We start from the raw sequence: 26,530 nt of genomic DNA on the forward strand, positions 1-26,530 counted from the left end.
CGCCTGCCCAGGCTCCTCCGCCCCGGCCCTCGGCCCCCCGGCACCCGGCCCTCGGCCCGGGCGGCCTCGTCAGTCCCGGCCCACCAGTGTCAGCAGCGTCGCCTCCGGCGGACAGGCGAAGCGGACCGGGGTGTAGCGGTTGGTGCCGCAGCCGGCCGAGACGTGCAGGTAGGACGTGTGGCCCTCGGACGTGTGGGTGGACAGGCCCTTGACCCGGTCGGTGTCCAGGTCGCAGTTGGTGACCAGGGCGCCGTAGAACGGGATGCAGAGCTGGCCGCCGTGGGTGTGGCCGGCCAGGATCAGGGGGTAGGCGTCGGCCGTGAAGGCGTCCAGGACGCGCAGGTAGGGCGCGTGCACCACGCCCATGGAGAAGTCCGCGTCGCCGGACGGGCCGCCGGCCACGCGTGCGTAGCGGTCCCGCTTGATGTGCGGGTCGTCCAGGCCGGTCAGTTCCACCGAGACGCCCTCGACCTTCAGGGTGCCGCGGGTGTTCGTCAGGTTGAGCCAGCCCGCCGCGTCGAAGCCGTCGCGCAGGTCTTCCCACGGGTTGTGGACGGCGCCGACCGCGGGCGCGTTGCCGTTGAGGCCGTGGCGTCCGCTCGCCTTCTCCAGCAGGTAGCGCGCCGGATTGCGCAGCTTGGGGCCGTAGTAGTCGTTGGAGCCGAAGACGTAGGCGCCCGGGAACTCCATCAGCGGGCCGAGCGCGTCCAGGACCTCCGGCACACCCTCCGGGTCGGAGAGGTTGTCCCCCGTGTTGATCACGAAGTCCGGGCGCAGGCCGGCGAGCGAGCGCAGCCAGCGCTGTTTCTTGCGCTGGCCGCCGACCATGTGGATGTCGGAGACCTGGAGGACGCGCAGGGGGCGCATACCGGAGGGCAGGACCGGGACCGTCACCCGCCGCAGACGGAAGGAGCGGGCTTCGAATCCCGCCGAGTAGAGGAGACCGGCGGTCGCGACCGCCGTGATGCCCAGGGGTACTCCGTATCGCGCGCGCATGTGTCCATCGTCTCAAAACCCTGCCGTGCCGCGGAAATCAGCCGCGGGGACGGATTGCGGCGTACGCCGGTGACCGGTGTGGGTGTGTACGTGGTCGGAGCCGTCGTACTCCGACCCCCGCCCACCCGCCGCGGGGGACCCCCGCCCACTCCCCGCGGGGCACCCCCGCCCACCCGCCGCGCGGGATCGGCGCCCCGTCGCCGCGTGGGATCGGCGCGCGCCGGTGCGTGAAATCGGCGCGCGTCGGGCCCGGCGTACCTGCGACAATCAACTTCATGACCACGCTCAAGTCGAAGCTGCACGAAGACCTCAACGCCTCGATCAAGGAGCGCGACGAGCTGCGCTCCTCGACGCTCCGGCTGACGCTCGCCGCGATCACCAAGGAGGAGGTCGCGGGCACGGAGAAGCGTGAGCTGTCCGACGACGAGGTCCTCAAGGTGATCGCCAAGGAGGCCAAGAAGCGTCGTGAGGCGGCCGAGGCCTTCGCGCAGGGCGGTCGTACGGAGTCGGCCGAGCGGGAGCGGGCGGAGGGTGAGGTGCTCGCGGCGTACCTGCCCAAGCAGCTCTCCGACGACGAGCTGAACGCGATCGTCGCCCAGGCCGTCGAGGAGGCCAGGGCGTCCGGTGCGGAGGGGCCGCGGGCCATGGGCGCGGTCATGAAGATCGTGAACCCGAAGGTCGCGGGGCAGGCCGAGGGCGGCCGGGTCGCCGCCGTGGTCAAGAAGCTGCTGGCCGGCTGAGACCGGGAGGGGCAGGGGGCAGGGGCAGGGATTCGCCGGCCCGGAACCCCCTGGACACGCCGCTGAACGCGAAGCGGGGCGCCCGGCTGCTGCCGGGCGCCCCGCTTTCTCTTCCTTCGTCCGTCCGCCCTACGTACGCCGGCGTGCGCCGGTGGCGCCGTCAGCCGTGCCGTCCGCCGTTGCCGTTCCCGTGTGTGCCGCCGCCCTGACCCTGGATGAAGCCGCCGGGGAAGCCGGGGAGCCCGGTGCCGCCGGGGAGGCCGCCGCCGTTGTCGCCGTCACCTCCGCCTCCCCGTCGGCCTTTTCCCTTGTCCCGGCCTTTTCCCTGGTTCTGCTGCTTTCCCTTGTCCTGGTCCTGGTTCTTGCCCTTGTCGGCGTCCGGGATGTCGACGAGGTTGAAGGACGGCGCGGGCTTGCCCTGCAGGGCGCCCGTCATCGCGTCCCGCCAGATCGGACCGGGCACGTCGGCACCGTAGACCAGGCCGTGCATCACACCGCCGATGCGGATGTCGGTCATCTTGACCTTCTGGGTGGCGCTGCCGACCCACACCGCACCCGCCAGGTTCGGCGTGTAGCCGACGAACCAGGCGTTCTTGCGCTCGTCCGTCGTACCCGTCTTACCGGCGTTGTCGCGGTCGGAGAGGCCGGCCTGCTGGCCGGTACCGGAGTCGATCACGCCTTGCAGCAGCGTGTTCACGGTGTCCGCGGTCTTCTCGCTCATCGCACGCGTGCAGGTCGTCTTCGGGACGGCCAGAGGCTTCTCCTGGCCGCCGATCTTCTGGGTGATCGACTCGATGGCGACCGGGGTGCAGTAGGTGCCGCGCGAGGCGAACGTGGCGTAGGCGCCGGCCATCGTCAGCGGCGAGATGCCGACCGCGCCGAGCGCGATGGAGGGGGCCTGCGGCAGCTTCTTGCCGTCACCCTGCACCACGTGCAGCTTGTCGGTCATCGTGGTCACCGGGCAGAGGCCGATCTCGGAGATCATCTGCACGAAGTAGGTGTTGACCGACTTCGCCATGGCCTCCTTCATGGCGTACGGGCCGTGCTCGGAGGTGCTCTCGTTCTCCACGTTGTCGTGGTACGTGTTCACCCAGCGCTTGCCGTCGCACGCCTGGACCGGGCTCGGGTACGGCATCTTGTACGGCGACGAGTACTCCTGCGTGGGCGGCTTGCCGCCCTCGATCGCCGCCGCCGCCACGAACGGCTTGAACGTCGAACCGGTCGGGAAGCCGTAGTTCGAGCCGCCCGCGTCGCTGCCGACCGAGTAGTTGATCTCGGTCTCGTTCTTACCGTAGCCGTACGGCTTGGACTGGCCCATCGCGATGATCTTGCCGGTGCCCGGCTGGACCAGCACCGCCGCCGACGCGACGGGGTCCGACTGGTAGATGTGCTGCTTGAGCGAGGCCTGCACCGACGCCTGGGCCTGCGGGTCCAGGGTGGTGCGGATGGTCAGGCCGCCCTGGTTCCAGATCTTGGCCCGCTCGGCGCGGGTCTTGCCGAAGACCGGCTCGTTCAGGAACACCTTCTCGACGTACTTGCAGAAGAAGGCCGAGTCCTTGACCGCCGTGATGCAGCCGTTGCGCGGACGGGTGACCTTCAGCTCCAGCGGCGCCTTCTTGGCCTTGTCGGCCTCGGCCCGCGAGATGTCCCCGACCTCGGCCATGCGCTGCAGCACGGTGTTGCGCCGCTTGGTGGCCTCGGCCTCGTCGTTGACCGGGTCGTAGCGGCTCGGCGACTGGACGACGCCGGCCAGCAGCGCCGCCTCGGGGAGGGTGAGGTCCTTGGCGTGCTTGGAGAAGTAGCGCTGGGAGGCGGCCTCGATGCCGTAGGCCTGCTCACCGAAGAAGGTGATGTTCAGGTAGTTCTCGAGGATGCGCTGCTTGCCGAGGTCCTGCTCGACCTGGATCGCGTACTTCAGTTCCTTGATCTTGCGACCGAGGGTCTGCTGGGTGGCCTGCGCGACCTTCGTCGGGTCGTCGCCGGCCTCCTCCACGAAGACGTTCTTCACGTACTGCTGGGTGAGCGTGGAGGCGCCCTGGGCGACCCCGCCGCTCGTCGCGTTCTTGTTGAGCGCGCGCAGGACGCCCTTCAGGTCGATCGCGCCGTGCTGGTAGAAGCGCGAGTCCTCGATCGCGACGATCGCCTTCTGCATGTACGGCGAGATGTCCTTCAGCTCCACCACCGTGCGGTCACGGGAGTAGACCTGGGCGAGCTGGTTGCCCTCGGCGTCGAGGATCGTGGTGCGCTGACTGAGCGGCGGACGCTTGAGGTTGGCCGGGATGTCGTCGAACCCCTGGACCGACCCCTTGGCCGCGAGGCCCAGTGCGCCGGCCGCGGGCAACGCGATACCGGCCAGCACCGCTCCGGCGAGCACACTGACACCGAGGAACTTGGCGGCCTGCTGCGTTGGCGACTGGCCACCGCCCGAGCGCTTCTTTGGCATGGGGGCAGCCTACGTTCTCATTCGCCGGACACGCGTATATGCCTTGGCCTAAGCTGCTCTCGGCTGTCACAGCGGTACGTCCATGTATCCATACGTCCGGCGATCCCGAAACGTTCCGGACCCGTGCGGTTTTCTCCACGGGTTTCGCCATCAGGCCGGTTTCCGAGGCTTGTCGGTGCCTGCCGGGCAGTGGGGGGCGGGGGTGCCGGGGCGTACCGGGTGGTGCCGGCGGGTGCGGCCGTGCCGGCGGGCGAGGAAAGGGCCGGGGAAAGCGTGCCCGGAATCGCCTTGTGTGTGGCGTGACGTCCGGTGTGCCGCAAGGAAAATGCCCTGTTGTGCCAGGGAATGTCACGGATGTCGCCACCTCACTCCCCCGGGTGATCTGCCGTTAACCCATAGTCCGTTCGGACCATTCAAGATTGGGCCCGCTGGGGGTGTTGCCCTGTGCCCACCTTCCGTAACGTCCTCAACTGGCGGCGGTGAATATGCCGCTGCCGCCGTGGGGGAGCCTCGATTCGGGAGAGGACGGCGCCGGTATGGGCTGGGTAACCGACTGGAGTGCGCAGGCGGCCTGCCGCACTACCGATCCGGATGAACTGTTCGTTCAGGGAGCAGCGCAGAACAGGGCCAAGGCGGTGTGCACGGGGTGCCCGGTGCGCACCGAGTGCCTCGCCGACGCGCTCGACAACCGCGTCGAGTTCGGCGTCTGGGGAGGCATGACGGAGCGGGAACGCCGTGCGCTGCTGCGCAGGCGGCCGACCGTCACCTCCTGGCGGCGGCTGCTGGAGACCGCTCGCTCGGAGTACGAGCGCGGCATGGGGATCGTCTCCCTCGACGACGACGCGGTGTACGAGAGCTACGCGGCGGTGAGCTGAGGGCGTCCCGGGTACGCACGCGCCCTGTCGCGCCGCTCTCCCTGCCGCCGGCCTCCACGGCCTCGGGTCCCGGGTCCCCTCGCTCCCTCAGCCACCGTCCCCGGTGTTCTCAGGCGCCCGGCTCGGGCAGTTCGCGGCGGTTGTCCGCGAGCCGTTCTCCGATGTCCCGCAGCCCCGTGAGGTCGTGCACGTCACCGGGCAGCGCGGCCACCTCCGCGACCGCCACCTCGGGGTGCCGGGCGGCGAAGCGGTCCCGCGTGCGCTGCTCGCGCGCGAGCAACTGCATGCGCTCGGCGTGCAGGCGCAGCAGACCTGCCGTGACCTGGGCCACGGGATCGGCCGGCTCGGCGGACGCGGATGAATCCGCCTGCTCGGCGTGTTCGGCGGTCTCGGCGGAAGCACCGGGCGCAGGACCGGAAGAGGCGGAGCCTGAAGAAGCGGGACCTGAAGAGGCAGAGCCGGAAGAGGCAGGACCGGGGGAGTCTGGACTTCCGTGCGTTTCGGGAGAGTTACGAAGTCCAGCTTTCCCGTCGTCCTGATCCACAATGCGGGGCTCTTCAAGATTTTCCGCCGCCGCGAGCGCCCGCTCGGCCGACAACTGGCCGGCGCCGCTGCCGTGCACGCGGTTGAGCACCAGCCCCGCCAGCGGCATCTTCTCCGCGGCCAGCCGCTCCACGAAGTACGCCGCCTCGCGCAGCGCGTCCCGCTCCGGGGCGGCGACCACCAGGAACGCCGTCCCCGGCGCCTGGAGCAGCTTGTACGTGGCGTCCGCGCGCGTCCTGAACCCGCCGAAGGTGGTGTCCATCGCCGCCACGAACGTCTGCATGTCCTTGAGCAGCTGACCGCCGAGCAGCTTGCCGAGCGTGCCGGTCATCATCGACATGCCGACGTTCAGGAACTTCATGCCCGCGCGTCCGCCCAGCTTCGCCGGGGCGGTCAGCAGCCGGATCAGCCGGCCGTCGAGGAAGGAACCGAGCCGCTTGGGCGCGTCCAGGAAGTCCAGCGCCGAGCGGGAGGGCGGCGTGTCGACGACGATCAGGTCCCACTCGTCGCGCGCCCGCAGCTGGCCCAGCTTCTCCATCGCCATGTACTCCTGCGTGCCCGCGAAACCCGCCGAGAGCGACTGGTAGAAGGGGTTGGCCAGGATCGCGGCGGCCCGGTCGGGGTCGGCGTGCGCCTCGACGACCTCGTCGAAGGTGCGCTTCATGTCGAGCATCATGGCGTGCAGCTCGCCGTCGCCCTCGGTGCCCTTCACCCGGCGCGGGACGTTGTCGAGGGAGTCGATGCCCATGGACTGGGCGAGCCGGCGGGCCGGGTCGATCGTCAGGACGACCACCTTGCGGCCCCGCTCGGCGGCCCGCAGTCCCAGGGCCGCCGCCGTCGTCGTCTTGCCGACCCCGCCCGAACCGCAGCACACCACGATCCGGGTCTGCGGGTCGTCGATCAGCGGGTCGACGTCCAGCACGCGCGTGTGGGCGAGGCGGCGCGCGCCGTCCTGGTGAGGGTGGCCGGAGGAACGTTCGGTCTCCCGCGCGCGGGCCGGGTCCGGGCTCATGACATCCCCTGCATTCCCTGCTTCCGCAGCTCGGTCGCCAGTTCGTACAGGCCCGCCAGGTCCATGCCCTCGGCGAGCAGCGGCAGTTCGTGCAGCGGCAGGTCCAGCTCCGTCAGGACCGACCGCTGCTCCTGCTCCAGTGCGTACCGCTCGGCGTACTCGTCGGCCTGGCCGAGCAGCGGGTCCACCAGCCGCTCGGCGTTGCCGCCGCGCCGGGCACCGCCGAGGCCCGCGGCGGACAGCGAGCGGGCGAGGGCGGCGCGCGGCACGGTCCGTACGAGTTCCAGGTCGGCCGCGTCGAGCACCCGCGGCCGCACCATGTTCACGACGATACGGCCCACCGGGAGCCGGGCGGCGCGCAGTTCCGCGATGCCGTCCACGGTCTCCTGGACCGGCATCTCCTCCAGCAGCGCCACCAGGTGCACGGCCGTCTCGGCCGACTTCAGCACCCTCATCACCGCTTGCGCCTGATTGTGTATCGGGCCGATCCTGGCCAGCCCGGCCACCTCGTCGTTGACGTTGAGGAAGCGGGTGATGCGGCCGGTCGGGGGCGCGTCCATCACGACGTAGTCGTAGGCGAACCGCCCGCTCCGGTCCTTGCGCCGCACCGCCTCGCACGCCTTGCCGGTCAGCAGGACGTCCCGGACGCCGGGCGCGATGGTGGTCGCGAAGTCGATGGCGCCGAGTTTCTTCAGGGCCCGCCCCGCGCTGCCCAGCTTGTAGAACATCTGGAGGTAGTCCAGCAGTGCCAGTTCGGGGTCTATGGCGAGTGCGTACACCTCCCCGCCCCCGGGGGCGACGGCGATCTTGCGTTCCTCATAGGGCAGCGCCTCCGTTTCGAAGAGCTGTGCGATGCCCTGGCGGCCCTCGACCTCGACGAGGAGCGTGCGCTTCCCCTTCGTGGCCAGGGCCAGCGCGAGGGCTGCGGCGACCGTGGTCTTTCCGGTCCCGCCCTTGCCGCTGACGACCTGGAGCCTGCTCACGCCTTCGAGCCTAACCAGTCCGCGCTCGGGTCACGCGGGAGGCTGTGGACAACCGCATCCGCTGTGGCGTCTCCGAGCCCGTCACCCGGGCGTCGCGGTGGCCGGCACCTGGGAGTCGCCGGGGCCGTGGTGCCCGCCCCTGGAGCCCGTGGCGTGGTCGTGGGCGGCCGCCTCCGCGGCGGGCGGCAAAGGGCGCACGGCGGGAGGGCGGGCGGCCCGGGCGGCGCGGTCGCGGCACCGGTGACGGCAGCGGCTACAGTCGGCCCATGACCAAGTGGGAATACGCAACCGTGCCGCTGCTCGTCCACGCCACGAAGCAGATTCTGGACAACTGGGGCGAGGACGGCTGGGAGCTGGTCCAGGTGGTGCCCGGGCCCAATCCGGAGCAGCTGGTGGCCTACCTGAAGCGGGAGAAGCAGGCATGAGCGCGGTCGAGGCGAAGCTGGCCGAACTGGGCCTGACGCTGCCGGAGGTCGTGCCGCCGCTGGCCGCCTACCAGCCGGCCGTGCAGTCCGGCCCGTACGTCTACACCGCCGGCCAGCTGCCGATGGTGGACGGCAAGCTCCCGGTCACCGGCAAGGTCGGCTCGGAGGTCACCCCGGAGGAGGCCAAGGACCTGGCCCGCACCTGCGCGCTGAACGCGCTCGCGGCCGTCAAGTCCGTCGCGGGCGACCTGGACCGCATCGCGCGCGTGGTGAAGGTCGTGGGCTTCGTCGCCTCGGCGACGGACTTCACCGGCCAGCCCGGCGTCGTCAACGGCGCCAGCGAGCTGCTGGGCGAGGTCCTGGGCGACAAGGGCGTGCACGCGCGCAGCGCGGTCGGTGTGGCGGTGCTGCCGCTGGACGCGCCCGTCGAGGTCGAGATCCAGGTCGAACTGGCTCCCTGAGCCGGTACCGGCCGGCCGGCGGCCTCCTGGCCTCGGGCATCTCTCCGGCACCTCTCGAACATTCGCGCGCCACGGGATAGCCTCCGGCCATGGCGAATGGGCAGTGGTTCCCCCCGGACTGGCCGGACCGCGTCCGCGCGCTCGCGGACGGCACCCTCACCCCGGTCGCGCCCAGACGTGCGGCCACCGTCATGCTCCTGCGGGACACCGGTACCGGCCCCGCCGTGCACATGCTGCGCAGACGCGCCTCCATGGCCTTCGCCGGAGGCGCGTACGCGTACCCGGGCGGTGGTGTCGACCCGCGCGACGACGACCAGCAGGTGCGCTGGGCGGGTCCCACGCGCGCGTGGTGGGCCGACCGGCTCGGCGTGGACGACGCGGCGGCCCAGGCGATCGTCTGCGCGGCCGTCCGCGAGACGTACGAGGAGGCGGGCGTCCTGCTCGCCGGGCCGGGCCCCGACTCGGTCGTCGGCGACACCACGGGCGCGGACTGGGAGACCGACCGCGCCGCCCTGGTCGCGCGGGAACTCTCCTTCGCGGAGTTCCTCGACCGCCGCGGCCTGACCCTGCGCTCGGACCTGCTGGGCGCCTGGACGCGGTGGATCACGCCCGAGTTCGAACCCCGCCGCTACGACACCTGGTTCTTCGTGGCCGCCCTCCCCGGGGGGCAGCGGACCCGGAACGCCTCCACGGAGGCCGACCGCACGGTGTGGATCCGTCCCGCGGACGCGCTCTGCGGGTACGACGAGGGCCGGCTGCTGATGATGCCGCCGACCGTCGCCACCCTGCGCCAGCTCCTTCCCTTCGGCAGCCCCGCGCAGGTGCTGAGGGCGGCGGGGGAACGGGACCTGACCCCCGTGCTCGCGCGGGCCCGCCCGGTGGACGGCGAGGTCGTCCTGTCCTGGCCCGGCCACGACGAGTTCACCCTGCGCATCCCGGCCGGCGGGACGGCGTCCGCATGACCGCGGCCAGGCCCCGGCCCCCGTACCGGCCCGCGTCCCGCCTCCCGCTCCGGCGACCGCCCTGCCCGCGGCCCCGGCTCGCGTCCTGCCCGTGCCTGCGGCCGGGCCCCGGGCCCCGCCTCCGGCTCCGTACGGCCGATGCCCAGGAAGGTCCCCTCGCATGACGGACGCAGCAGCGCTCCCCGGCCAGCCCCGCGGCGGGGTCCTGTCCGGCCCCGCCACCGCGCGGGCGGTCAACGTCCTCGCGCCCAACGCCTCCGCCATGACCCTGGACGGCACCAACACCTGGATCCTGTCCGAGCCCGACTCGGAACTGGCGGTGGTGATCGACCCGGGCCCGCTCGACGAGGGCCACCTGCGCACCGTCGTCGGCACCGCCGAGGAGGCGGGCAAGCGCATCGCCCTGACCCTGCTGACCCACGGGCACCCCGACCACGCGGAGGGCGCCGCCCGCTTCGCCGAGCTGACCGGCACGCGCGTGCGCGCGCTGGATCCGGCCCTGCGGCTGGGCGACGAGGGTCTCGGGGCAGGGGACGTGATCCGGGTCGGCGGCCTGGAACTGAGGGTCGTACCGACGCCCGGCCACACCGCGGACTCCCTGTGCTTCCACCTCCCGGCCGACCGGGCGGTGCTCACCGGTGACACCGTCCTGGGCCGCGGTACGACGGTCGTGGCCCACCCCGACGGCCGGCTCGGCGACTACCTGGACTCGCTGCGGCGTCTGCGGTCCCTCACGGTCGACGACGGGGTGCACACGGTCCTGCCGGGCCACGGCCCGGTCCTGGAGGACGCCCAGGGCGCGGTCGAGTACTACCTGGCGCACCGCGCCCACCGGCTGGCCCAGGTCGAGACGGCCGTCGAGGACGGCCACCGCCGCCCGGCCGACGTCGTCGCGCACGTGTACGCCGACGTGGACCGCTCCCTGTGGCCGGCGGCCGAGCTGTCGGTACGGGCCCAGCTCGACTACCTCGAGGAGCACGGGCTCATCTAGGGCGCGTTTCGAAAGTCCCGCCTGCCCCGCGGCGGGGCCCGCCCTTCGGGCGGACGGCGCCACCTTCGAAACACGCCCTGGCCAGGACCTCATGGACGCGGCTCTCCCCGCCACTGTCCCGGCCGGCGCGGCTCATCCGGCGCCGGCTCCTGCGCAGCGGGCCGGGCCCTGGCTCGGTGGCCGGCTCAGGGGCGGGGTGCCTTGACGCCGTGCACGCGCGCGTACTCCCCGGCGAGCCAGGGGCCGAGGTCGTCGACGTAGGTGCGCAGCGGGGCGAGGTCACCGACGGGCTCGTACCCGCGCACGGCCGCCGCGGTCATCTGCGCGGCCCGCGCCGGGTAGTACGTCCCGAAGGCGGCGGCCATCTCGTGCAGGTCGCTGGTCCAGCCCTGCCAGCGGCCCATCACCAGCGTGAAGCCGGTCCGGACGAGGTGGCGGGACATGAACCGGACCAGGGGCCTGCGGGCCTCCTCGGTGTCACCGGCCGCGGCGATCCGTTCCCGCCACACGGGCAGGAGCAGGGCCAGGTCCCCGTTGGTCTCGCGGGCGAGCAGCGGGTCGTCGGGCCGGTAGCGGGGCAGGCGGGCGGCGAGATCGTCCCCGAGCAGCGGCGTGCACAGGCAGGCGACGAACCAGCCCAGGTCGTGGCGCTCCAGGTCGCTCAGCAGCCGCTCCCGGCCGTGGAGGAGCATGCCGACGCCGTCGATCTGCAAGAACTCCTGATCGAGGGCCGCACCGAGGGCCCGCGCCGCCTGCCGGTCGGTGTCGCTCGGCTCGTCGTGCAGCGCGACCAGCAGGTCCAGGTCGCTGCGGCCCGCGCGCGCGGTGCCGCGGGGGATCGACCCGTAGAGGTACGCGCTGTGCAACCGCGGCCCGTAGAGGCGGGGCAGCCGGTGGCGGGCCGCCTCGACGACGGGGCGGAACACGGCGGGCACGCGCGCGAGGGATCCTTCGCGCGCGATGTGCCCCTGCGGGGTGAGGCCCTTGCCCGCGGCGGCTCGCGGCCCCGGTGCGGTCAGCGCGACCTCTTGGCCAGCCGCTCCACGTCGAGCAGGATGACCGCGCGCGCCTCCAGGCGGAGCCAGCCGCGCTGGGCGAAGTCGGCCAGGGCCTTGTTGACCGTCTCGCGGGACGCGCCGACCAGCTGGGCCAGCTCCTCCTGCGTCAGGTCGTGCACCACGTGGATGCCCTCCTCGGACTGCACCCCGAAGCGGCGGGAGAGGTCCAGCAGGGCGCGGGCGACACGGCCCGGCACGTCGGAGAAGACCAGGTCGGACATCTGGTCGTTGGTCTTGCGCAGGCGGCGGGCGACGGCGCGCAGCAGGGCGCCGGCCACCTCCGGCCGCACGTTCAGCCAGGGCTGGAGGTCGCCGTGGCCCAGGGCGAGCAGCTTGACCTCGGTCAGCGCCGTCGCGGTGGCGGTGCGCGGGCCCGGGTCGAAGAGCGACAGCTCACCGATCAGCTCACCGGGGCCCACGACGGCCAGCATGTTCTCGCGGCCGTCGGGGGACGTGCGGTGCAGCTTGACCTTGCCCTCGGTGACCACGTAGAGGCGGTCGCCCGGGTCGCCCTCGTGGAACAACGAGTCGCCACGGGCGAGGGTCACCTCCGTCATGGAGGCGCGAAGCTCCGCGGCCTGCTCGTCGTCGAGCGCCGCGAAGAGCGGATTGCGCCGCAGAACGTCGTCCACGAGTTCTCTCCTTGTCGACCTGCTCAGGGGATCTTGCTCCCCCGTCGCCAGGGGACCGTGTTCCCCATTTTGCCGGACGGTCCAAACAGTGTGATCTGTCACAAGGATGCCGTACAGGTGTCCCGGGGGACGCGGCAGGGGTCCAATCGGGCGCCGGTCTTCGGGGTCCGGGGCGGATGTCGGTGCCGGGCCGTAGGCTGGCCGGGTGTCCGAATCGCCGGTGAGAGCACAGGCCTAGGGGGCTGGGCGGGTGGTTGTACGTAAGGATTCCGCTGTGGGCGAACAAGTGCCCGGCGGCGGTGGGAGTGCGGCGGAAGCGGCGGAGAAGGTGCCGTCGAAACCGGCGAGGAGGGCGGCCGGAGCCGTCGGCGCGAAGCGGTCCGCCGCCGACGCGGCCGGCGCGAAGAAGACCGCCGGGAAGTCCGGCTCCGGTGCCGCCGGCGCGAAGAAGGCCGTCGCGAAGACCGCCGGCGGCACGAAGGCCACCCCCGCCGGGAAGCCCGCCGCCGTGCGCAAGGCCGCGCCCCCCAAGAAGGTGACCGCCGCCCCGGAGAAGGCGACCGCGGCCGTGCGCAAGGCGTCCTCCGTGAAGACCGTCGCCCCCGAGCCGCCGAAGGGCGAGTCACGCACCGCCCTGGTGCGCCGGGCCCGCCGCATCAACCGCGAACTGGCCGAGGTGTACCCGTACGCGCACCCCGAACTGGACTTCGAGAACCCCTTCCAGCTCCTGGTCGCCACGGTCCTGTCCGCCCAGACCACCGACCTCCGGGTCAACCAGACGACCCCCGGCCTGTTCGCCAAGTACCCCACCCCCGAGGACCTGGCGGCCGCCGTCCCGGAGGAGGTCGAGGAGATCCTGCGCCCCACCGGGTTCTTCCGGGCCAAGACCAAGTCCGTCATGGGCCTGTCCAAGGCGCTGGTGGAGGAGTTCGGCGGCGAGGTCCCGGGCCGGCTGGAGGACCTGGTGAAGCTGCCCGGCGTCGGCCGCAAGACCGCCTTCGTCGTGCTCGGCAACGCCTTCGGCCGGCCGGGCATCACCGTCGACACCCATTTCCAGCGGCTGGTGCGGCGCTGGCGGTGGACCGAGGAGACCGACCCGGACAAGATCGAGGCGGCCGTCGGCGCGCTCTTCCCCCGCGGCGAGTGGACCATGCTCTCGCACCACGTCATCTTCCACGGCCGCCGTATCTGCCACGCCCGCAAGCCCGCCTGCGGCGCCTGCCCTATCGCCCCGCTCTGCCCCGCGTACGGGGAGGGGGAGACCGATCCGGAGAAGGCGGGGAAGCTGCTGAAGTACGAGAAGGGCGGCTTCCCGGGCCAGCGACTCAAGCCGCCGCAGGCGTACCTGGACGCGGGCGGCAAGCCCGCACCGCCCCTGGCGGGGCGATGACCGGCGGAACGATCCCGGTGCCCTCGGGCGTTGGACACGGCAGGACGACGGCGAGGAAGGGCACGCGCACGGACGGCGACACGGGCACGGAGGCAGGTACGGACGCGCGCACAGGTGCGCGTACGGCCACGGGTGCGGGCCGAGGGACGGGGGCGGCGATGACGAGGGCGAGCGAGACGGCGCACGGAATCCGGGCGGCCCGGCCGCAGGGCGGTCCGGTGGCACTGAGCACGGAGGGACTGCCCCCCTGGCTGGAACCGGTCGTGCGGGTCGTCGAGACGGTCCAGCCCGTCCAGCTGAGCCGGTTCCTGCCCCCCGAGGACGGCGCGGGACGCCAGTCCGCCGTCCTCGTCCTCTTCGGGGAGGGCGAGCGCGGACCCGAACTGCTGCTCATGGAACGGGCGAGTTCGCTGCGCTCGCACGCCGGGCAGCCGTCCTTCCCCGGCGGCGCGCTCGACCCCGAGGACGGCGACCCGCACGGCGAGGGCCCGCTGCGGGCCGCGCTGCGCGAGGCCGAGGAGGAGACCGGACTCGACCCGGACGGCGTCCAGTTGTTCGGCGTGCTGCCCCGCCTCTACATCCCCGTGAGCGGCTTCGTCGTGACGCCCGTGCTCGGCTGGTGGCGCGAACCCAGCCCGGTGGGCGTCGTCGACCCGGCGGAGACCGCCCGCGTCTTCACGGTCCCCGTGGCGGATCTCACCCATCCCGCCAACCGGGCCACGACCGTGCACCCCAGCGGCCACCGGGGACCGGCATTCCTGGTCGAATCGGCCCTCGTGTGGGGTTTCACGGCCGGAATCATCGACCGTCTGCTCCACTACGCGGGCTGGGAGACGCCGTGGGACCGCGACAAGCAGGTCCCGCTCGACTGGCGGTCATGACAGGGTGGGCGGGTGCCGTTCGGGCCGGGACCTCCAGGACGCCGTGTCCTGGGGCCGCCGCGCGGCCGGCCGGACCCCGGCCGACCTGTGACCTGTGACCGTGGTGACCGGAAGACGATGAGGCGAGGCTCGACGCGGTGAACGTGCTGGACATCCTGCTGCTGGTCGCCGCCGTGTGGTTCGCGGTCGTCGGGTACCGCCAGGGATTCGTCGTCGGCATCCTGTCGGTGATCGGTTTCCTGGGCGGCGGCGTGGTCGCCGTGTACACGCTCCCGGTCGTCTGGGACGCCCTGACGGACAACTCGCCCATCAGCACCACCACGGCCGTCGTCGCGGTCATCGTCGTCATCCTCTGCGCCTCGGTCGGCCAGGCCCTGACCACCCACCTCGGCAACAGACTGCGGGTGCACATCACGTGGTCCCCGGCCCGCGCGCTGGACGCGACCGGCGGCGCCCTGGTCAACGTCCTCGCGATGCTGCTCGTCGCCTGGCTGATCGGCTCGGCCCTGGGCGGCACGACGATACCGACGCTCGGCAAGGAGGTCCGCAACTCCCGGGTGCTGCTCGGGGTCTCCCAGGTGATGCCCCAGCAGGCGGACACCTGGTTCACGGACTTCACCTCCGTCCTCGCGCAGAACGGCTTCCCGCAGGTCTTCAGCCCGTTCGCCGATGAGCCCATCACCGACGTACGGCCCCCGGACCCGGCCCTGCGGCACAGCGCGGTCGCCCACAGCGCCAAGCGCTCCGTCGTCAAGGTCGTCGGCACCGCGACCAGCTGCGGCAAGATACTGGAGGGCAGCGGCTTCGTCTTCGCCGACCGCCGCGTCATGACCAACGCGCACGTCGTCGGCGGCGTCGACGAACCCACCGTGCAGATAGGCGGCGAGGGCCGCAAGTACGACGCGAAGGTGGTGCTCTACGACTGGCACCGCGACATCGCCGTCCTCGACGTACCGGACCTGAAGGCGCCCGCGCTGCACTTCTCCGACACGGTCGCGCACAACCAGGACAGCGCGATCGTCGCAGGCTTCCCGGAGAACGGGTCGTACGACGTCCGCGCCGCGCGGGTGCGCGGGCGCATCACCGCCAACGGCCCGGACATCTACCACCGCGGCACCGTCCGCCGGGACGTCTACTCGCTCTACGCGACGGTCCGCCAGGGCAACTCCGGCGGCCCGCTGCTCACCACCGACGGCAAGGTCTACGGGGTGGTGTTCGCGAAGTCCCTCGACGACGCCGACACGGGTTACGCGCTCACGGCGCACGAGATCCAGCAGGACATCGCCCAGGGGCGCACGGCGAACCAGCAGGTGGACAGCGACCGCTGCGCGATGTGAGGCCGGCCCCGGTGGCCGGGCGGAGCCCGGTGGCAGGTCCCGCGGAGGTGCCCGAAGACGGACTCGAAGACGGACCCGGTGAGGGGTCAGCCGCGGGGATGCCGCAGGCGCACCGAGACCCAGCGGGCCCGGCGGCGCAGGATGCGCGGAATGCCGACCCGGGGGTCGGTGTCCGTCAGTTGCGGGGCGTCCCCGTGGAGGGAGCCCGGAACGCTCGCCGAACGGCGGGTGCGTGCTACGTCACTGTAGTCGTGCGTCCAGCCCATACCCCGACGTTTGCCCCGTCCGAAGGTCGATAACCGCCCACGCGGGCCTCAATTGGCCTATGCGCCGGGCAATTGGCCGTTCGTTGGACAGGTGTTCACGTTCGGATACCGGGCGCACCGGAACCGTCACGGACCGGTCACGCAGCGAACGGGACCGGTCACCGGTCGGGCTCGGGATCCTTCAGCCAGTTGATCAGCTCGGTCGAGAAGGCCACCGGGTCCTCCTCGTGCGGGAAGTGCCCGAGGCCGTCGAACAGCCGCCAGCGGTACGGCGCCTCCACGTACTCGCCGGAACCGGCCGCGCTGCGGGTGCGCTGCACCGGGTCGAGGGAGCCGTGCAGGTGCAGCGTGGGGACGAGCACCGGGCGCTTCATCCGGCGGTAGAACTGGATGCCGTCCGGGCGGGCCAGGGAACGCACCAGCCAGCGGTACGGCTCGACGGAGCAGTGGGCCGTCGACGGGATGCACATGGCCCTGCGGTAGGTGTCCACCACGTCGTCGTCCGGCAGCCGCGGCCCCGACCAGTCCCGTACGAGGCGGGCCACCAGCGCGCCATCGTCGGCCGTGAGCTGCCGCTCGGGGATCCACGGCCGCTGGAAGCCCCAGATGTAGGAACTCGCCGCGGTCTGCCGGGCGTCGGACAGCATCGCCGAACGCCAGCGCCGCGGATGGGGCATCGAGGCGACGGCGAGGCGCCGGACGAGCTTGGGGCGCATCGCCGCCGCCGTCCAGGCCAGGTAGCCGCCCAGGTCGTGGCCGACCAGCGCCGCGTCGGGCTCGCCGAGGGAGCGGATCACCCCGGTGATGTCCAGGGCGAGGTTGGCGGGGTCGTAGCCGCGCGGTGTGCGGTCGCTGCCGCCCACGCCGCGCAGGTCCATCGCGACGGCTCTGAAGCCCGCGTCGGCGAGCGCGGTGAGCTGGTGCCGCCAGGCCCACCAGAACTGCGGGAAGCCGTGCAGCAGGAGCACCAGCGGTCCGTCACCCGCTTCGGCGATGTGGAAACGCGCGCCGTTGGCGGCGACGTCCCGGTGCGTCACCTCGCGGTCGCCGGGGATGCCGATCCGTACGACCGAGGTCGATTGCGCCGAAGGGGTGGCGGGGTCCGTCATGAGGACGAGCGTGCCACAGCCTCGATGGCCGGCGGGGTCCGGTCCTCCAGAGCGGGGGTCTCCGGGCGCGGGTGGGGCTTGGCGTTCTGGAGCACACCGGCGGTCTGCTTCATGGAGGCGGCCACCTTCTGCGGGCCCTTGCTCTTCTTGGCCTTCTTGGCGAAGACGACGCCGATCAGGCCGAGGAACCCGGCGACCAGGACGTTGGCGGCGAAGGAGAGCACGAAGCAGATCGCGAGGTTCCAGTGGCTCCAGGTCCGGATGCCGTACGCGAGCGCGAAGTTGAGCATCGGCAGCGAGAAGAGCAGGACCGCGCCGGCCACCGAGAACGCGCCGCCGCTCACCGCGCCGCGCTTGACGTCCTGCTTCAGCTGCGCCTTCGCCAACGCGATCTCGTCATGCACCAGCGCCGACATCTCCGCCGTCGCCGAGGCGAACAGCTGGCCGATGCTGCGTTCGGCGCCGACCGGGCTGCCGTCGGGTGCGCTCATCGCGGTCTCCCTCTTCTGCCTGACTCTGCGTATCGGAACGGTCCGGGGTTTTGTACCGTCCCGTCAGATCATGCCGGACTGTCGTTCTGCTCGCCTGCCCCGCCCTCCACTTCCGCAAGCCGCCCTGCCCGTTCGGCCTCTTTGCGGGCGGCGCTCCGGCGGTGTTCGACGGCCTTGCGTTCGAGGATGGCCGCCATGCGCAGGTGGTAGGCCGGGTCGTCCTCCTCGTAGACGTCCGGGATGCCGTCGAGGTCGTCGTCGCGCTCCTCGGCCTCGCACATCCTGCGGTACCGGGCGTTGCGGACCTTGAGCAGCACGGTCGCGAGGGTCGCCGCGACGACCGAGCCGGTGAGGACGGCGGCCTTGACCTCGTCGGTCAGCGCCGCGTCGCCGGTGAACGCCAGTTCGCCGATGAGCAGGGAGACGGTGAAGCCGATCCCGGCGAGGGTGGCGAGGGCGAAGACGTCGGCCCAGGCCAGGTCGTCGCTGAGCGAGGCCTTGGTGAACCGGGAGGTGAGCCACGTCCCGCCGAAGATGCCGAGCGTCTTGCCGACGACCAGACCGAGCACGACACCGAGCGTCTCGGGTCGGGTGAACACGTCGGCCAGTGCCCCGCCGGAGACGGACACGCCCGCGCTGAACAGCGCGAACAGCGGGACGGCCAGCCCGGCCGAGAGCGGCCGCACCAGGTGCTCGATGTGCTCGCCGGGCGAGCGCTCCTCGCCCTCGCGGGTCGTGCAGCGCAGCATCAGGCCCATCGCGACGCCCGCGATGGTGGCGTGCACGCCGCTGTTGTACATCAGCCCCCAGATGACGAGCGCGAGCGGCACGTACACGTACCAGCCGCGCACGCCCTTGCGCAGCAGCAGCCAGAACACGGCCAGGCCCACGACGGCTCCGGCCAGCGCGGCGAAGTTCAGGTGGTCGGTGAAGAAGACCGCGATGATCAGGATGGCGAACAGGTCGTCGACGACGGCGAGGGTGAGCAGGAAGGCGCGCAGCGCGCTGGGCAGGTTGGTGCCGATGACCGCGAGCACGGCCAGCGCGAAGGCGATGTCCGTGGCGGTCGGCACCGCCCAGCCGCCGAGTGAACCGGCGCCGGTGAGGTTGGTGAGGGCGTACACCGCCGCGGGGGCCGCCATGCCGCACAGCGCGGCGACGACCGGCAGGGCGGCGGCTCTGGGGTCTCTCAGGTCGCCCGCGACCAGTTCTCGCTTGAGTTCGATGCCCGCGACGAAGAAGAAGACCGCGAGGAGCCCGTCGGCGGCCCAGTGCTCGACGGAGAGGTCGAGGCCGAGGGCGGAGGGGCCGAAGCGGAAGTGGCTGAGGCTCTCGTAGCCGGCGCGCAGGGCGGGGATGTTCGCCCAGACGATCGCGGCGATCGCGGCGAGCAGCAGCAGGACGCCGCCCACGGTCTCGGTGCGCAGGGCGTCCGCGACGAAGTTCCGCTCCGGCAGGGACAGGCGCCCGAGGGCCTTGCGAGCGGCGCGGGAGCGGGGGGTGGCCACGGGAACCTCCGGTCGGTGGGCAGAGCTGAGCACATGCCGACCAGACTTCCCGGCGCACCTGATGATCTTGCTGCGTAACTGTCGCTTTGCTTAGTTTACCTAACGTGCGGCGGGAAGGGGGACGAGGTGTACGCCCGGGGACTTCCTCGGGCGCTTCCGCGGCTGACGTGGAACGCGCGAGAGGGTGCCCGGCGTCGCTTGCGCCGGGTGCCCTCTCGCGCTCTTCCCAGTCCTGGAACCGGCCCGGAGCCGGTCCTCGCGTCAGTCCTCGCTGGGCGCCGCCGGGAGCTTGGTCTGGATGAGGTCCATGACCGTGGAGTCCGTCAGCGTCGTGACGTCTCCGAGCTGGCGGTTCTCCGCCACGTCGCGCAGCAGGCGGCGCATGATCTTGCCGGAGCGGGTCTTCGGCAGCTCGGCCACCGGCAGGATCCGCTTCGGCTTCGCGATCGGGCCGAGCGTGCTGCCCACGTGGTTGCGCAGCTCGCTGACCAGGTCGTCGCTCTCGGCGGCCGTCCCGCGCAGGATGACGAAGGCCACGATCGCCTGCCCGGTCGTCTCGTCCGCCGCGCCGACGACCGCCGCCTCGGCGACCGAGGGGTGGGAGACGAGCGCGGACTCGACCTCGGTGGTCGAGATGTTGTGGCCTGACACCAGCATCACGTCGTCCACGCGGCCGAGCAGCCAGATGTCGCCGTCGTCGTCCTTCTTGGCACCGTCACCGGCGAAGTATCGGCCCTCGAAGCGGGACCAGTAGGTGTCGATGAAGCGCTGGTCGTCGCCCCAGATCGTGCGCAGCATCGACGGCCACGGCTCGGTGAGCACCAGGTAGCCACCGCCGCCGTGGGGCACCTCGTTCGCCTCGTCGTCGACGACCGTCGCGCTGATGCCGGGCAGCGGGCGCTGCGCGGAGCCGGGCTTGGCGTCGGTCACGCCCGGCAGCGGGGAGATCATGATGCCGCCGGTCTCCGTCTGCCACCAGGTGTCGACGACCGGGGTGCGGTCGCCGCCGATGTTCTTGCGGTACCAGATCCAGGCCTCGGGGTTGATCGGCTCGCCGACCGAGCCGAGCACCCGCAGGGAGGACAGGTCGAACTTCGCGGGGATGTCGTCGCCCCACTTCATGAACGTACGGATCGCGGTCGGCGCCGTGTACAGGATGGTGACCCCGTACTTCTGCACGATCTCCCAGAACCGGCCCTGGTGCGGCGTGTCGGGCGTGCCCTCGTACATGACCTGCGTACCGCCGTTGGCCAGCGGTCCGTAGACGATGTAGGAGTGGCCGGTGACCCAGCCGACGTCGGCGGTGCACCAGTACACGTCCGTCTCCGGCTTCAGGTCGAAGACGGCCCAGTGCGTGTACGCGACCTGCGTGAGGTAACCGCCGGACGTGTGCAGGATGCCCTTCGGCTTCCCGGTGGTGCCCGAGGTGTAGAGGATGAACAGCGGGTGCTCGGCCTCGAACGCCTCCGGGGTGTGCTCGGCGGACTGCCGGCCGACCGTCTCGTGCCACCACAGGTCGCGGCTGTCGTCCCAGGCGACCTCCTGGCCGGTGCGGCGGACCACGAGCACGTTGCGGACGTTGGCCACGCGCCCGACCGCCTCGTCGACGGCCGGCTTGAGCGCGGACGGCTTGCCGCGGCGGTAGCCGCCGTCGGCCGTGATCACGACCTTGGCGTCGGCGTCCTGGATCCGGGTGGCGAGCGCGTCCGAGGAGAAACCGCCGAAGACGACGGAGTGCGCCGCACCGATGCGGGCGCAGGCCAGCATCGCGACGGCGGTCTCCGGGATCATCGGCATGTAGATCGCGACCCGGTCGCCCTTGCGGACCCCCAGTTCGAGCAGCGCGTTCGCCGCCCTGGACACCTCGTCCTTGAGTTCGGCGTAGGTGATGGCGCGGCTGTCGCCGGGCTCGCCCTCGAAGTGGATCGCGACGCGGTCGCCGTGTCCGGCCTCGACGTGCCGGTCCACGCAGTTGTACGCCACGTTGAGCGTGCCGTCCTTGAACCACTTGGCGAACGGCGGGTTCGACCAGTCCAGGGTCTCGGTCGGCTCCTTGGCCCAGGTCAGCCGGCGGGCCTGCTCGGCCCAGAAGCCGAGCCTGTCAGCCTTGGCCTGTTCGTACGCCTCTGCCGTGACGTTGGCGTTCGCGGCCAGGTCAGCGGGCGGCGCGAAGCGTCGCTCCTCCTTAAGAAGGTTGGCCAGGCTTTCGTTGCTCACGACATCTCCCTTTCCCAGGGTGTCCGTTGTGTCCCAGGCCACAGCTCATCAGACCCGGGGGCCGGATGACAAGGGCCGACGGGTAATTGGTTTAGACCTGTTGCGGAGTGCTTGCGCAGCTCCGGCGTCGGACGGCGGGTTGCCGCCCGTGTTCAGCATGGCCCCCGGAAGCGGAGGGGGCCATGCCGGGGGTCATGCGTGTCGTCGGCCGCTCGGTCACCCCGGGCTGGACAGGCCCTTCGCCGACGCTGCCCCTTCTGCTCCTCTTGTGTCCTCTGTCTGTCTTGCTTCGTTGATCTCTTCTGTCGCTGTGGCCGGCTGCGACGTCGCTGCCCCTACGGGGCGGAACACCTCGCCGCCGGTCCCGTCCCCGGCGGTGACGGTGAGCAGATACGTCTGCGTCCCGGCCGCGTGGACGTACAGGCCGTGCAGTTCCAGCGTGCCGTCGCGCAGGGCCCGGGCCACCGCGTCGTGGGCGCGCAGGTGCTCCAGTTGCTGGACGATGTTGGCGAGGCACAGCTGTTCGACCGGGTCCGCGGGTCTGCGGCCGTCCAGCGAAGGGCCGCCGGTGCCGGCCTCGCCGGCCATCCGCTCCAGGCTGGGGGCCCCGTGCCGCAGCCACCGTCCGAGGGGCGTGCTGCCGTCCCCGAAGCCGGAGCGAGCACGGGCGCCGGTGCCGGAGCCCGAGCCGGGGTCGGGGCCGGCGTCCTGGGCGGACCGGTGGCCCGGGCCGGGGCCGGATTCGGCGTCCGGGCCGGACCGGGGCGCCGCGCCGGAGCCGAGGAGGGCCTGCATGGCCCCGCATCCCGAGTGGCCGCACACCGTGATGGAACGGACCCCGAGCACGTCCACCGCGTACTCGATCCCGGCGGCCACCGAGTCGTCCCCGCGCTCCTGCCCGGGGAGCGGGACGAGGTTGCCCACGTTCCGCACGACGAAGAGGTCGCCGGGGCCACCCGCGGCCGGCACGGACGAGGAGGGACGGGAGTCGGCGCAGGTGATCAGGAGCCGGGCGGCCTGCTCACCGCTCGGGCCGGGCGCAGGCGCCGGACCGGCCGGCCGGCCGCCGCGGACCGCGCTGCGGCGGCCGGTGAGCCGGACGGAGCCGCCCTGTGCGGTGTGCGTGCGCCGCCAGTCCCGCAGCGACTCGTAGGCGGCGTGGTCCATGAAGGAGCCGTCCCACTCGACGGTGACGTCCGCTCCGTGGGGGACCAGATGCAGGGTCCGGCTGAGCCGGGGCACCGCGAGGAACGTCAACTGCCCTCGTACGCGTACGTGATGGACTCCCTTCTGCTCGGCGTGGGTGATACGGGTGCGGGTGAGGCGGTGCAGGGCGAGGGCGACGGCGACGGCGACTCCGAGCGCCACCCCCTGCAGGACGCCGAGAGCCACTACGCCGAGGGTGGTGACGGCGTACACCGGCACCTCCCGGTGGCGGGTCACCGTACGGATGTGGTGCACGGAGACCATCTGGACGCCGACGGCCATCACCAGGGCGGCGAGTGAGGCGAGCGGGATGAACTCCAGGACCGGGACCATCAGGAGCGCGGCGATCACTACGAGAACGCCGTGCAGCATCGTGGAGTTCCGGCTCACGGCGCCCGCCCGGACATTCGCCGAACTCCGCACGGCCACCCCCGCCACCGGAAGGCCGCCGAGCGCCCCGGAGACGACGTTGGCGGCGCCCTGGCCCAGCAGTTCGCGGTCGAGGTCGCAGCGGGCGGGGCGGCCGGCGGGGCCCGGGCGGCCCGTCACCAGCTTGTCCACGGCGACGGCGCCGAGCAGCGACTGAACGCTGCACACCAGCGTCGTGCTGAGGACCGCGGCGGCGAGCCCGAGGGCCGGGCCCTCGGGCAGCCCGGCCAGGGCGTGGCTGCGCCAGGACGGCAGGTCGACCCGGGGCAGGGTCAGGCCCGTGAGGCACACGGTCGCGGTGGCCCCGGCGACGGCGACCAGCGCGGCGGGCACCGTGCGCAGCAGGCGGCCCGCCCGGCCCGGGAGCCGGGGCCAGCACAGCAGCAGGGCGAGGGTCAGCGCGCCGGCGGCGAGAGCGGCGGGGTCCGGTGCGGACAACTGGGAGGGCAGCGCGAGCAAATTCGCGAGCACGGAACTCTGGGGGCTGCCGCCCAGGACGATGTGCAGCTGGGCCACGGCGATGGTGATGCCGATGCCGGCGAGCATGCCGTGCACGACGGCGGGGCTGACGGCGAGGGCACCGCGCGCCACCCGCAGGCAGCCGAGGGCGAGTTGGGCGAGCCCGGCGAGGACGGTGATGGCGCACGTCGTCCGCCAGCCGTAGCGGTGGATGAGGTCGGCGGTGACGACGGTGAGTCCGGCGGCGGGCCCGCTGACCTGCAGCGGGGAGCCGCCCAGACGTCCGGCGACCAGCCCGCCCACGGCCGCGGCGACGAGCCCGGCCTGGAGCGGGGCGCCGGTGGCGAGGGCGATCCCGAGAGAGAGCGGCAGCGCGATCAGGAAGACCGCGACGGCGGCGGAGAGATCGGCACCCGCGATGAGGGGGCGGCGCCCGGGCGGTGGCGGGCTGTGGGGTGGGTGGGAGCGCTCGGTGCGCGCGGAGTCGGGGTGGGTGGGCACGCAGGCTGACATGTCTCTGCTCCTTGTGACGGGAAGCGCGAAATACAACGCTGGGTAAAGCAAAGGTAATGCAACGTAAAGTTCAAGCATGGATATTCTGCGCAAATGGGTCACTGATTCACCTTGACGGGTGAAGTGGTCTTTTCATCGGCTTGTCGTACTAATTCCTTCTCGCTTTCGTGCGACCTTGACGGCGCTGTCGGCACGGCCGGCACAGCACCAGCACACGCCGTCTCGGCGTTGGACGAGAGAAGGAAGAAGGTGGGCGGAACATGGCCGCCAACCAGAGGATCGCCGCGAGCGTCGTCGCCGCCGTGGCCTGTGCCTCGTCGCTCGCCGGTTGTGCGAGCGGCACCGACGCACCCGAACACGGTGCGCACGGCGCACCCGGTGCGCCGAAGGCCGCGCAGGCGCCCGGCAGCGTCGTCCGTCTGATCGGCGACGGGTCGACCTCGTACACCGGAGCCCAGCCCCACCTGCCCAGGCCCCAGCGGCTGAAGGCGGGTGAGAAGCCCCCGCAGTTCGTCGTGTTCTCCTGGGACGGCGCGGGCGAGGACAGCCAGAAGCTCTTCTCGCACTTCCGCAAGGTGGCCAAGGAGAACGACGCGCACATGACGTTCTTCCTCAGCGGTGTGTACATGCTGCCGAAGGAGAAGCGGGACCTGTACCGGCCGCCGCAGCACGCACAGGGCAGTTCGGACATCGGCTTCAACGACGAGCAGGGCATCGCCGACACCGCGCGGCAGGTACGCCTGGCGTGGCTGGAGGGCAACGAGATCGGCACCCACTTCAACGGCCACTTCTGCGGCCCCGACGGCGGGGTCGGCCAGTGGTCGGTCGACGAGTGGAAGAGCGAGATCGACCAGGCCAAGCAGTTCGTGAAGAGCTGGAAGACCACCAGCGGCCTGAAGAACTCCGCCGCACTGCCCTTCGACTACGACAAGGAGCTGATCGGTGCCCGCACGCCCTGCCTGGAGGGCCAGAAAAACTTCATGAAGGCGGCGAGCCAGATGGGCTTCCGCTACGACAGCAGCGGCGTCAACAACCAGGTGTGGCCGAAGAAGCGCAGCGGTCTGTGGGACCTGTCGATGCAGCTGGTGCCGTTCCCCGGACACACCTTCGAGCAGCTGACCATGGACTACAACTTCATGGTCAACCAGTCGGGCACCCAGACCCAGGGCGACCCCGACAAGTTCGGCTACTGGGGCGACCAGATGCGCGACGGCCTGCTCAAGGGCTTCTACCGGGCCTACGACGGCAACCGCGCGCCGCTGGTCATCGGCAACCACTTCGAGTCGTGGAACGGCGGCACGTACATGCGTGCCGTCGAGGAGGTCGTGAAGGAGGTGTGCAACAAGCCGGAGGTGCGCTGCGTCTCCTTCCACGAGCTGGCCGACTGGCTGGACGCCCAGGACCCGCAGACCCTCGCCAAGCTGCGAGGACTGGAGGTCGGCGAAGCCCCCAAGCAGGGCTGGGCGTCCTTCCTGTCCGGCCGCCCGGCCCCGGCGCCCAAGGGAGTGCCCGGGGCGCCCAAGCCGTAGCGTTCGTCAGGCAGAGGCCGTGACGCCCTCGCCCAGCACGAAGCCGGGGTCGACCTGTGCCGCCAGGTCGGCCCCGGTGCGCTCGTTGCCCCAGGAGGCGGCGTTCTTCAGGTGGAAGTGCGCCATCTGCTGGGTGTAGCGCTCCCAGTCGCGCAGTTCGTACGTGGCGTCGGCGGCCACCTGGAGGGTGCGCAGGGCGCGGCGGTTGGCGTCCTCCAGGAGGTCGAACCGGGGCGGCCGGCCCTTCTCCATGGCACGCACCCAGTCGGAGTGCCCGACGGTCACGATCAGGTCGTCCCCGACCTCGGCGCGCAGGAAGTCGAGGTCGTCCGGCCCCTGCACCTTGTTGCCGACGACCCGCAGGACGACGCCGTAGTCGCGGGCGTACTCCTTGTACTGGCGGTATACGGAGACCCCCTTGCGGGTCGGCTCGGCGACGAGGAACGTGATGTCGAAGCGGGTGAACATGCCGGAGGCGAAGGAGTCCGAACCCGCCGTCATGTCCACCACCACGTACTCGTCGCGGCCGTCCACCAGGTGATTCAGGTACAGCTCCACCGCACCCGTCTTGGAGTGGTAGCAGGCCACCCCCAGGTCGGCGTCCGTGAAGGGGCCGGTGACCATCAGGCGGACGCCGCCGCCGTCGAGTTCCACCGGACGCGCACAGGCGTCGTAGACCGGGTTGTTCTCGGCCACCCGCAGCAGCCGCGACCCCTCGCCGGGCGGCGTCGTCTTGATCATCGTCTCAGCGGAGGCGATGCGGGGGTTGCTGCCGCGCAGGTAGTCCTTGATCAGGGGCAGCCGGTCGCCCATCGCCGGCAGCTCTGCCGCGCGGGCCTCCTCCATGCCGAGGGCGGCCCCCAGGTGCTGGTTGATGTCGGCGTCGACCGCGACGACGGGCGCCCCGGTCGCCGCGAGATGGCGGATGAAGAGGGACGACAGCGTGGTCTTGCCGCTGCCGCCCTTCCCGACGAAAGCAATTTTCATGTTCACGAAGCGTAGTGCGGTGATAGCTGTACGTGGCAGCCTCCGTGAAGAAGACCACTCCTTCGGGGAAGCGGCCGCTGGGGTGCG

Annotated in this window: 23 protein-coding genes; 10 read left to right on the forward strand and 13 right to left on the reverse strand. The window is 71.8% G+C overall.

Annotation, left to right across the window (positions count from 1 at the left end; all coding sequences use genetic code 11):
- Window positions 1–69 precede the first annotated feature (69 nt).
- A complete protein-coding gene (locus tag ABZ719_RS13145; RefSeq protein WP_366725281.1) occupies window positions 70–996 on the reverse strand; it encodes a metallophosphoesterase in 927 nt (308 codons plus the stop codon).
- 275 nt (window positions 997–1,271) lie between these two features.
- Between ABZ719_RS13145 and ABZ719_RS13150 the strand changes: the two genes are divergently transcribed.
- Window positions 1,272–1,736: a GatB/YqeY domain-containing protein gene (locus ABZ719_RS13150; RefSeq protein ID WP_366725282.1), complete on the forward strand. Its 465-nt coding sequence runs from the start codon at window positions 1,272–1,274 to the stop codon at window positions 1,734–1,736.
- Between the two features lie 160 nt (window positions 1,737–1,896).
- Here the strand turns inward: ABZ719_RS13150 and ABZ719_RS13155 are convergent, their stop codons facing one another.
- Window positions 1,897–4,179 (reverse strand): transglycosylase domain-containing protein, encoded by a 2,283-nt coding sequence (locus ABZ719_RS13155; RefSeq protein WP_366725283.1) that lies wholly within the window; start codon window positions 4,177–4,179, stop codon window positions 1,897–1,899.
- Window positions 4,180–4,715: 536 nt separating this feature from the next.
- On the opposite strand from ABZ719_RS13155, the gene wblA reads away from it, so the two are divergent.
- On the forward strand, window positions 4,716–5,054 hold the full coding sequence (gene wblA, locus ABZ719_RS13160) for a transcriptional regulator WblA (RefSeq protein ID WP_366725284.1): 339 nt from the start codon (window positions 4,716–4,718) through the stop codon (window positions 5,052–5,054).
- Between the two features lie 109 nt (window positions 5,055–5,163).
- On the opposite strand, the gene ABZ719_RS13165 is transcribed toward wblA, so the two are convergent.
- On the reverse strand, window positions 5,164–6,609 hold the full coding sequence (locus tag ABZ719_RS13165; RefSeq protein ID WP_366725285.1) for an ArsA family ATPase: 1,446 nt from the start codon (window positions 6,607–6,609) through the stop codon (window positions 5,164–5,166).
- Window positions 6,606–7,592 carry an ArsA-related P-loop ATPase gene (locus ABZ719_RS13170; protein ID WP_366725286.1) on the reverse strand — a complete coding sequence of 329 codons (987 nt, stop codon included), beginning with the start codon at window positions 7,590–7,592 and terminating at the stop codon, window positions 6,606–6,608. Before ABZ719_RS13170 ends, ABZ719_RS13165 begins: the two co-directional genes overlap by 4 nt.
- A 266-nt stretch (window positions 7,593–7,858) precedes the next feature.
- Here ABZ719_RS13170 and ABZ719_RS13175 point away from each other — a divergent pair, with 266 nt between their 5' ends.
- The 4 genes from ABZ719_RS13175 to ABZ719_RS13190 all read left to right on the forward strand — a co-directional run bounded on the left by ABZ719_RS13175 (window position 7,859) and on the right by ABZ719_RS13190 (window position 10,431).
- Complete coding sequence (locus ABZ719_RS13175; RefSeq protein WP_086024262.1) at window positions 7,859–8,017, forward strand: DUF4177 domain-containing protein; 159 nt, start codon at window positions 7,859–7,861, stop codon at window positions 8,015–8,017.
- Entirely contained in the window at window positions 8,014–8,478 is a 465-nt protein-coding gene (locus tag ABZ719_RS13180) for a RidA family protein (protein WP_366725287.1), read from the forward strand. Before ABZ719_RS13175 ends, ABZ719_RS13180 begins: the two co-directional genes overlap by 4 nt.
- Before the next feature lie 89 nt (window positions 8,479–8,567).
- The gene (locus ABZ719_RS13185) at window positions 8,568–9,440 is read left to right on the forward strand and encodes an NUDIX hydrolase (RefSeq protein WP_366725288.1); all 873 of its coding nucleotides are present in this window, start codon (window positions 8,568–8,570) and stop codon (window positions 9,438–9,440) included.
- Window positions 9,441–9,600: 160 nt separating this feature from the next.
- Window positions 9,601–10,431, forward strand: coding sequence for an MBL fold metallo-hydrolase (locus tag ABZ719_RS13190; protein ID WP_366725289.1), 831 nt, complete (start codon window positions 9,601–9,603; stop codon window positions 10,429–10,431).
- 185 nt (window positions 10,432–10,616) lie between these two features.
- Here the strand turns inward: ABZ719_RS13190 and ABZ719_RS13195 are convergent, their stop codons facing one another.
- Window positions 10,617–11,366 (reverse strand): nucleotidyltransferase domain-containing protein, encoded by a 750-nt coding sequence (locus ABZ719_RS13195; RefSeq protein WP_366725290.1) that lies wholly within the window; start codon window positions 11,364–11,366, stop codon window positions 10,617–10,619.
- 80 nt (window positions 11,367–11,446) lie between these two features.
- A complete protein-coding gene (locus ABZ719_RS13200) occupies window positions 11,447–12,121 on the reverse strand; it encodes a Crp/Fnr family transcriptional regulator (protein WP_009189818.1) in 675 nt (224 codons plus the stop codon).
- A gap of 328 nt (window positions 12,122–12,449) precedes the next feature.
- Here ABZ719_RS13200 and nth point away from each other — a divergent pair, with 328 nt between their 5' ends.
- The 3 genes from nth to ABZ719_RS13215 all read left to right on the forward strand — a co-directional run bounded on the left by nth (window position 12,450) and on the right by ABZ719_RS13215 (window position 15,729).
- Entirely contained in the window at window positions 12,450–13,511 is a 1,062-nt protein-coding gene (gene nth / locus ABZ719_RS13205) for an endonuclease III (RefSeq protein ID WP_366725375.1), read from the forward strand.
- A 158-nt stretch (window positions 13,512–13,669) separates the two neighbouring features.
- Window positions 13,670–14,392: a CoA pyrophosphatase gene (locus ABZ719_RS13210; RefSeq protein WP_366725291.1), complete on the forward strand. Its 723-nt coding sequence runs from the start codon at window positions 13,670–13,672 to the stop codon at window positions 14,390–14,392.
- Window positions 14,393–14,529: 137 nt separating this feature from the next.
- A complete protein-coding gene (locus ABZ719_RS13215; protein ID WP_366725292.1) occupies window positions 14,530–15,729 on the forward strand; it encodes a MarP family serine protease in 1,200 nt (399 codons plus the stop codon).
- Window positions 15,730–15,815: 86 nt separating this feature from the next.
- Here the strand turns inward: ABZ719_RS13215 and ABZ719_RS13220 are convergent, their stop codons facing one another.
- The 6 genes from ABZ719_RS13220 to ABZ719_RS13245 form a co-directional block, all read right to left on the reverse strand.
- Complete coding sequence (locus ABZ719_RS13220) at window positions 15,816–15,995, reverse strand: hypothetical protein (protein WP_366725293.1); 180 nt, start codon at window positions 15,993–15,995, stop codon at window positions 15,816–15,818.
- Window positions 15,996–16,153: 158 nt separating this feature from the next.
- The gene (locus ABZ719_RS13225; protein ID WP_366725294.1) at window positions 16,154–17,104 is read right to left on the reverse strand and encodes an alpha/beta hydrolase; all 951 of its coding nucleotides are present in this window, start codon (window positions 17,102–17,104) and stop codon (window positions 16,154–16,156) included.
- A complete protein-coding gene (locus ABZ719_RS13230; RefSeq protein ID WP_366725295.1) occupies window positions 17,101–17,595 on the reverse strand; it encodes a phage holin family protein in 495 nt (164 codons plus the stop codon). The genes ABZ719_RS13225 and ABZ719_RS13230 overlap by 4 nt, the downstream gene beginning before the upstream one ends.
- 68 nt (window positions 17,596–17,663) lie before the next feature.
- Window positions 17,664–19,103 carry a Na+/H+ antiporter NhaA gene (gene nhaA / locus ABZ719_RS13235; protein WP_366725296.1) on the reverse strand — a complete coding sequence of 480 codons (1,440 nt, stop codon included), beginning with the start codon at window positions 19,101–19,103 and terminating at the stop codon, window positions 17,664–17,666.
- A 261-nt stretch (window positions 19,104–19,364) separates the two neighbouring features.
- Window positions 19,365–21,320: an acetate--CoA ligase gene (acs, locus tag ABZ719_RS13240; protein ID WP_366725297.1), complete on the reverse strand. Its 1,956-nt coding sequence runs from the start codon at window positions 21,318–21,320 to the stop codon at window positions 19,365–19,367.
- A 216-nt stretch (window positions 21,321–21,536) separates the two neighbouring features.
- Complete coding sequence (locus ABZ719_RS13245) at window positions 21,537–23,927, reverse strand: SulP family inorganic anion transporter (protein ID WP_366725298.1); 2,391 nt, start codon at window positions 23,925–23,927, stop codon at window positions 21,537–21,539.
- A 260-nt stretch (window positions 23,928–24,187) separates the two neighbouring features.
- On the opposite strand from ABZ719_RS13245, the gene ABZ719_RS13250 reads away from it, so the two are divergent.
- The gene (locus ABZ719_RS13250) at window positions 24,188–25,456 is read left to right on the forward strand and encodes a hypothetical protein (protein WP_366725299.1); all 1,269 of its coding nucleotides are present in this window, start codon (window positions 24,188–24,190) and stop codon (window positions 25,454–25,456) included.
- A gap of 6 nt (window positions 25,457–25,462) precedes the next feature.
- Here ABZ719_RS13250 and ABZ719_RS13255 read toward each other — a convergent pair whose 3' ends face one another.
- A complete protein-coding gene (locus ABZ719_RS13255; protein WP_366725300.1) occupies window positions 25,463–26,443 on the reverse strand; it encodes an ATP-binding protein in 981 nt (326 codons plus the stop codon).
- Window positions 26,444–26,530 lie beyond the last annotated feature (87 nt).

The organism is Streptomyces sp. NPDC006743 (assembly GCF_040703815.1).
Lineage (GTDB): Bacteria > Actinomycetota > Actinomycetes > Streptomycetales > Streptomycetaceae > Streptomyces.

Bases quoted from the DNA above. Each gene is read 5' to 3' on its own strand.
- ABZ719_RS13145 (WP_366725281.1), bottom strand. From the start codon at position 996: ATGCGCGCGCGATACGGAGTACCCCTGGGCATCACGGCGGTCGCGACC.
- ABZ719_RS13150 (WP_366725282.1), top strand. From the start codon at position 1,272: ATGACCACGCTCAAGTCGAAGCTGCACGAAGACCTCAACGCCTCGATC.
- ABZ719_RS13155 (WP_366725283.1), bottom strand. From the start codon at position 4,179: ATGCCAAAGAAGCGCTCGGGCGGTGGCCAGTCGCCAACGCAGCAGGCC.
- wblA (WP_366725284.1), top strand. From the start codon at position 4,716: ATGGGCTGGGTAACCGACTGGAGTGCGCAGGCGGCCTGCCGCACTACC.
- ABZ719_RS13165 (WP_366725285.1), bottom strand. From the start codon at position 6,609: ATGAGCCCGGACCCGGCCCGCGCGCGGGAGACCGAACGTTCCTCCGGC.
- ABZ719_RS13175 (WP_086024262.1), top strand. From the start codon at position 7,859: ATGACCAAGTGGGAATACGCAACCGTGCCGCTGCTCGTCCACGCCACG.
- ABZ719_RS13180 (WP_366725287.1), top strand. From the start codon at position 8,014: ATGAGCGCGGTCGAGGCGAAGCTGGCCGAACTGGGCCTGACGCTGCCG.
- ABZ719_RS13185 (WP_366725288.1), top strand. From the start codon at position 8,568: ATGGCGAATGGGCAGTGGTTCCCCCCGGACTGGCCGGACCGCGTCCGC.
- ABZ719_RS13190 (WP_366725289.1), top strand. From the start codon at position 9,601: ATGACGGACGCAGCAGCGCTCCCCGGCCAGCCCCGCGGCGGGGTCCTG.
- ABZ719_RS13210 (WP_366725291.1), top strand. From the start codon at position 13,670: ATGACGAGGGCGAGCGAGACGGCGCACGGAATCCGGGCGGCCCGGCCG.
- ABZ719_RS13220 (WP_366725293.1), bottom strand. From the start codon at position 15,995: ATGGGCTGGACGCACGACTACAGTGACGTAGCACGCACCCGCCGTTCG.
- ABZ719_RS13225 (WP_366725294.1), bottom strand. From the start codon at position 17,104: ATGACGGACCCCGCCACCCCTTCGGCGCAATCGACCTCGGTCGTACGG.
- ABZ719_RS13230 (WP_366725295.1), bottom strand. From the start codon at position 17,595: ATGAGCGCACCCGACGGCAGCCCGGTCGGCGCCGAACGCAGCATCGGC.
- ABZ719_RS13245 (WP_366725298.1), bottom strand. From the start codon at position 23,927: ATGTCAGCCTGCGTGCCCACCCACCCCGACTCCGCGCGCACCGAGCGC.
- ABZ719_RS13250 (WP_366725299.1), top strand. From the start codon at position 24,188: ATGGCCGCCAACCAGAGGATCGCCGCGAGCGTCGTCGCCGCCGTGGCC.
- ABZ719_RS13255 (WP_366725300.1), bottom strand. From the start codon at position 26,443: ATGAAAATTGCTTTCGTCGGGAAGGGCGGCAGCGGCAAGACCACGCTG.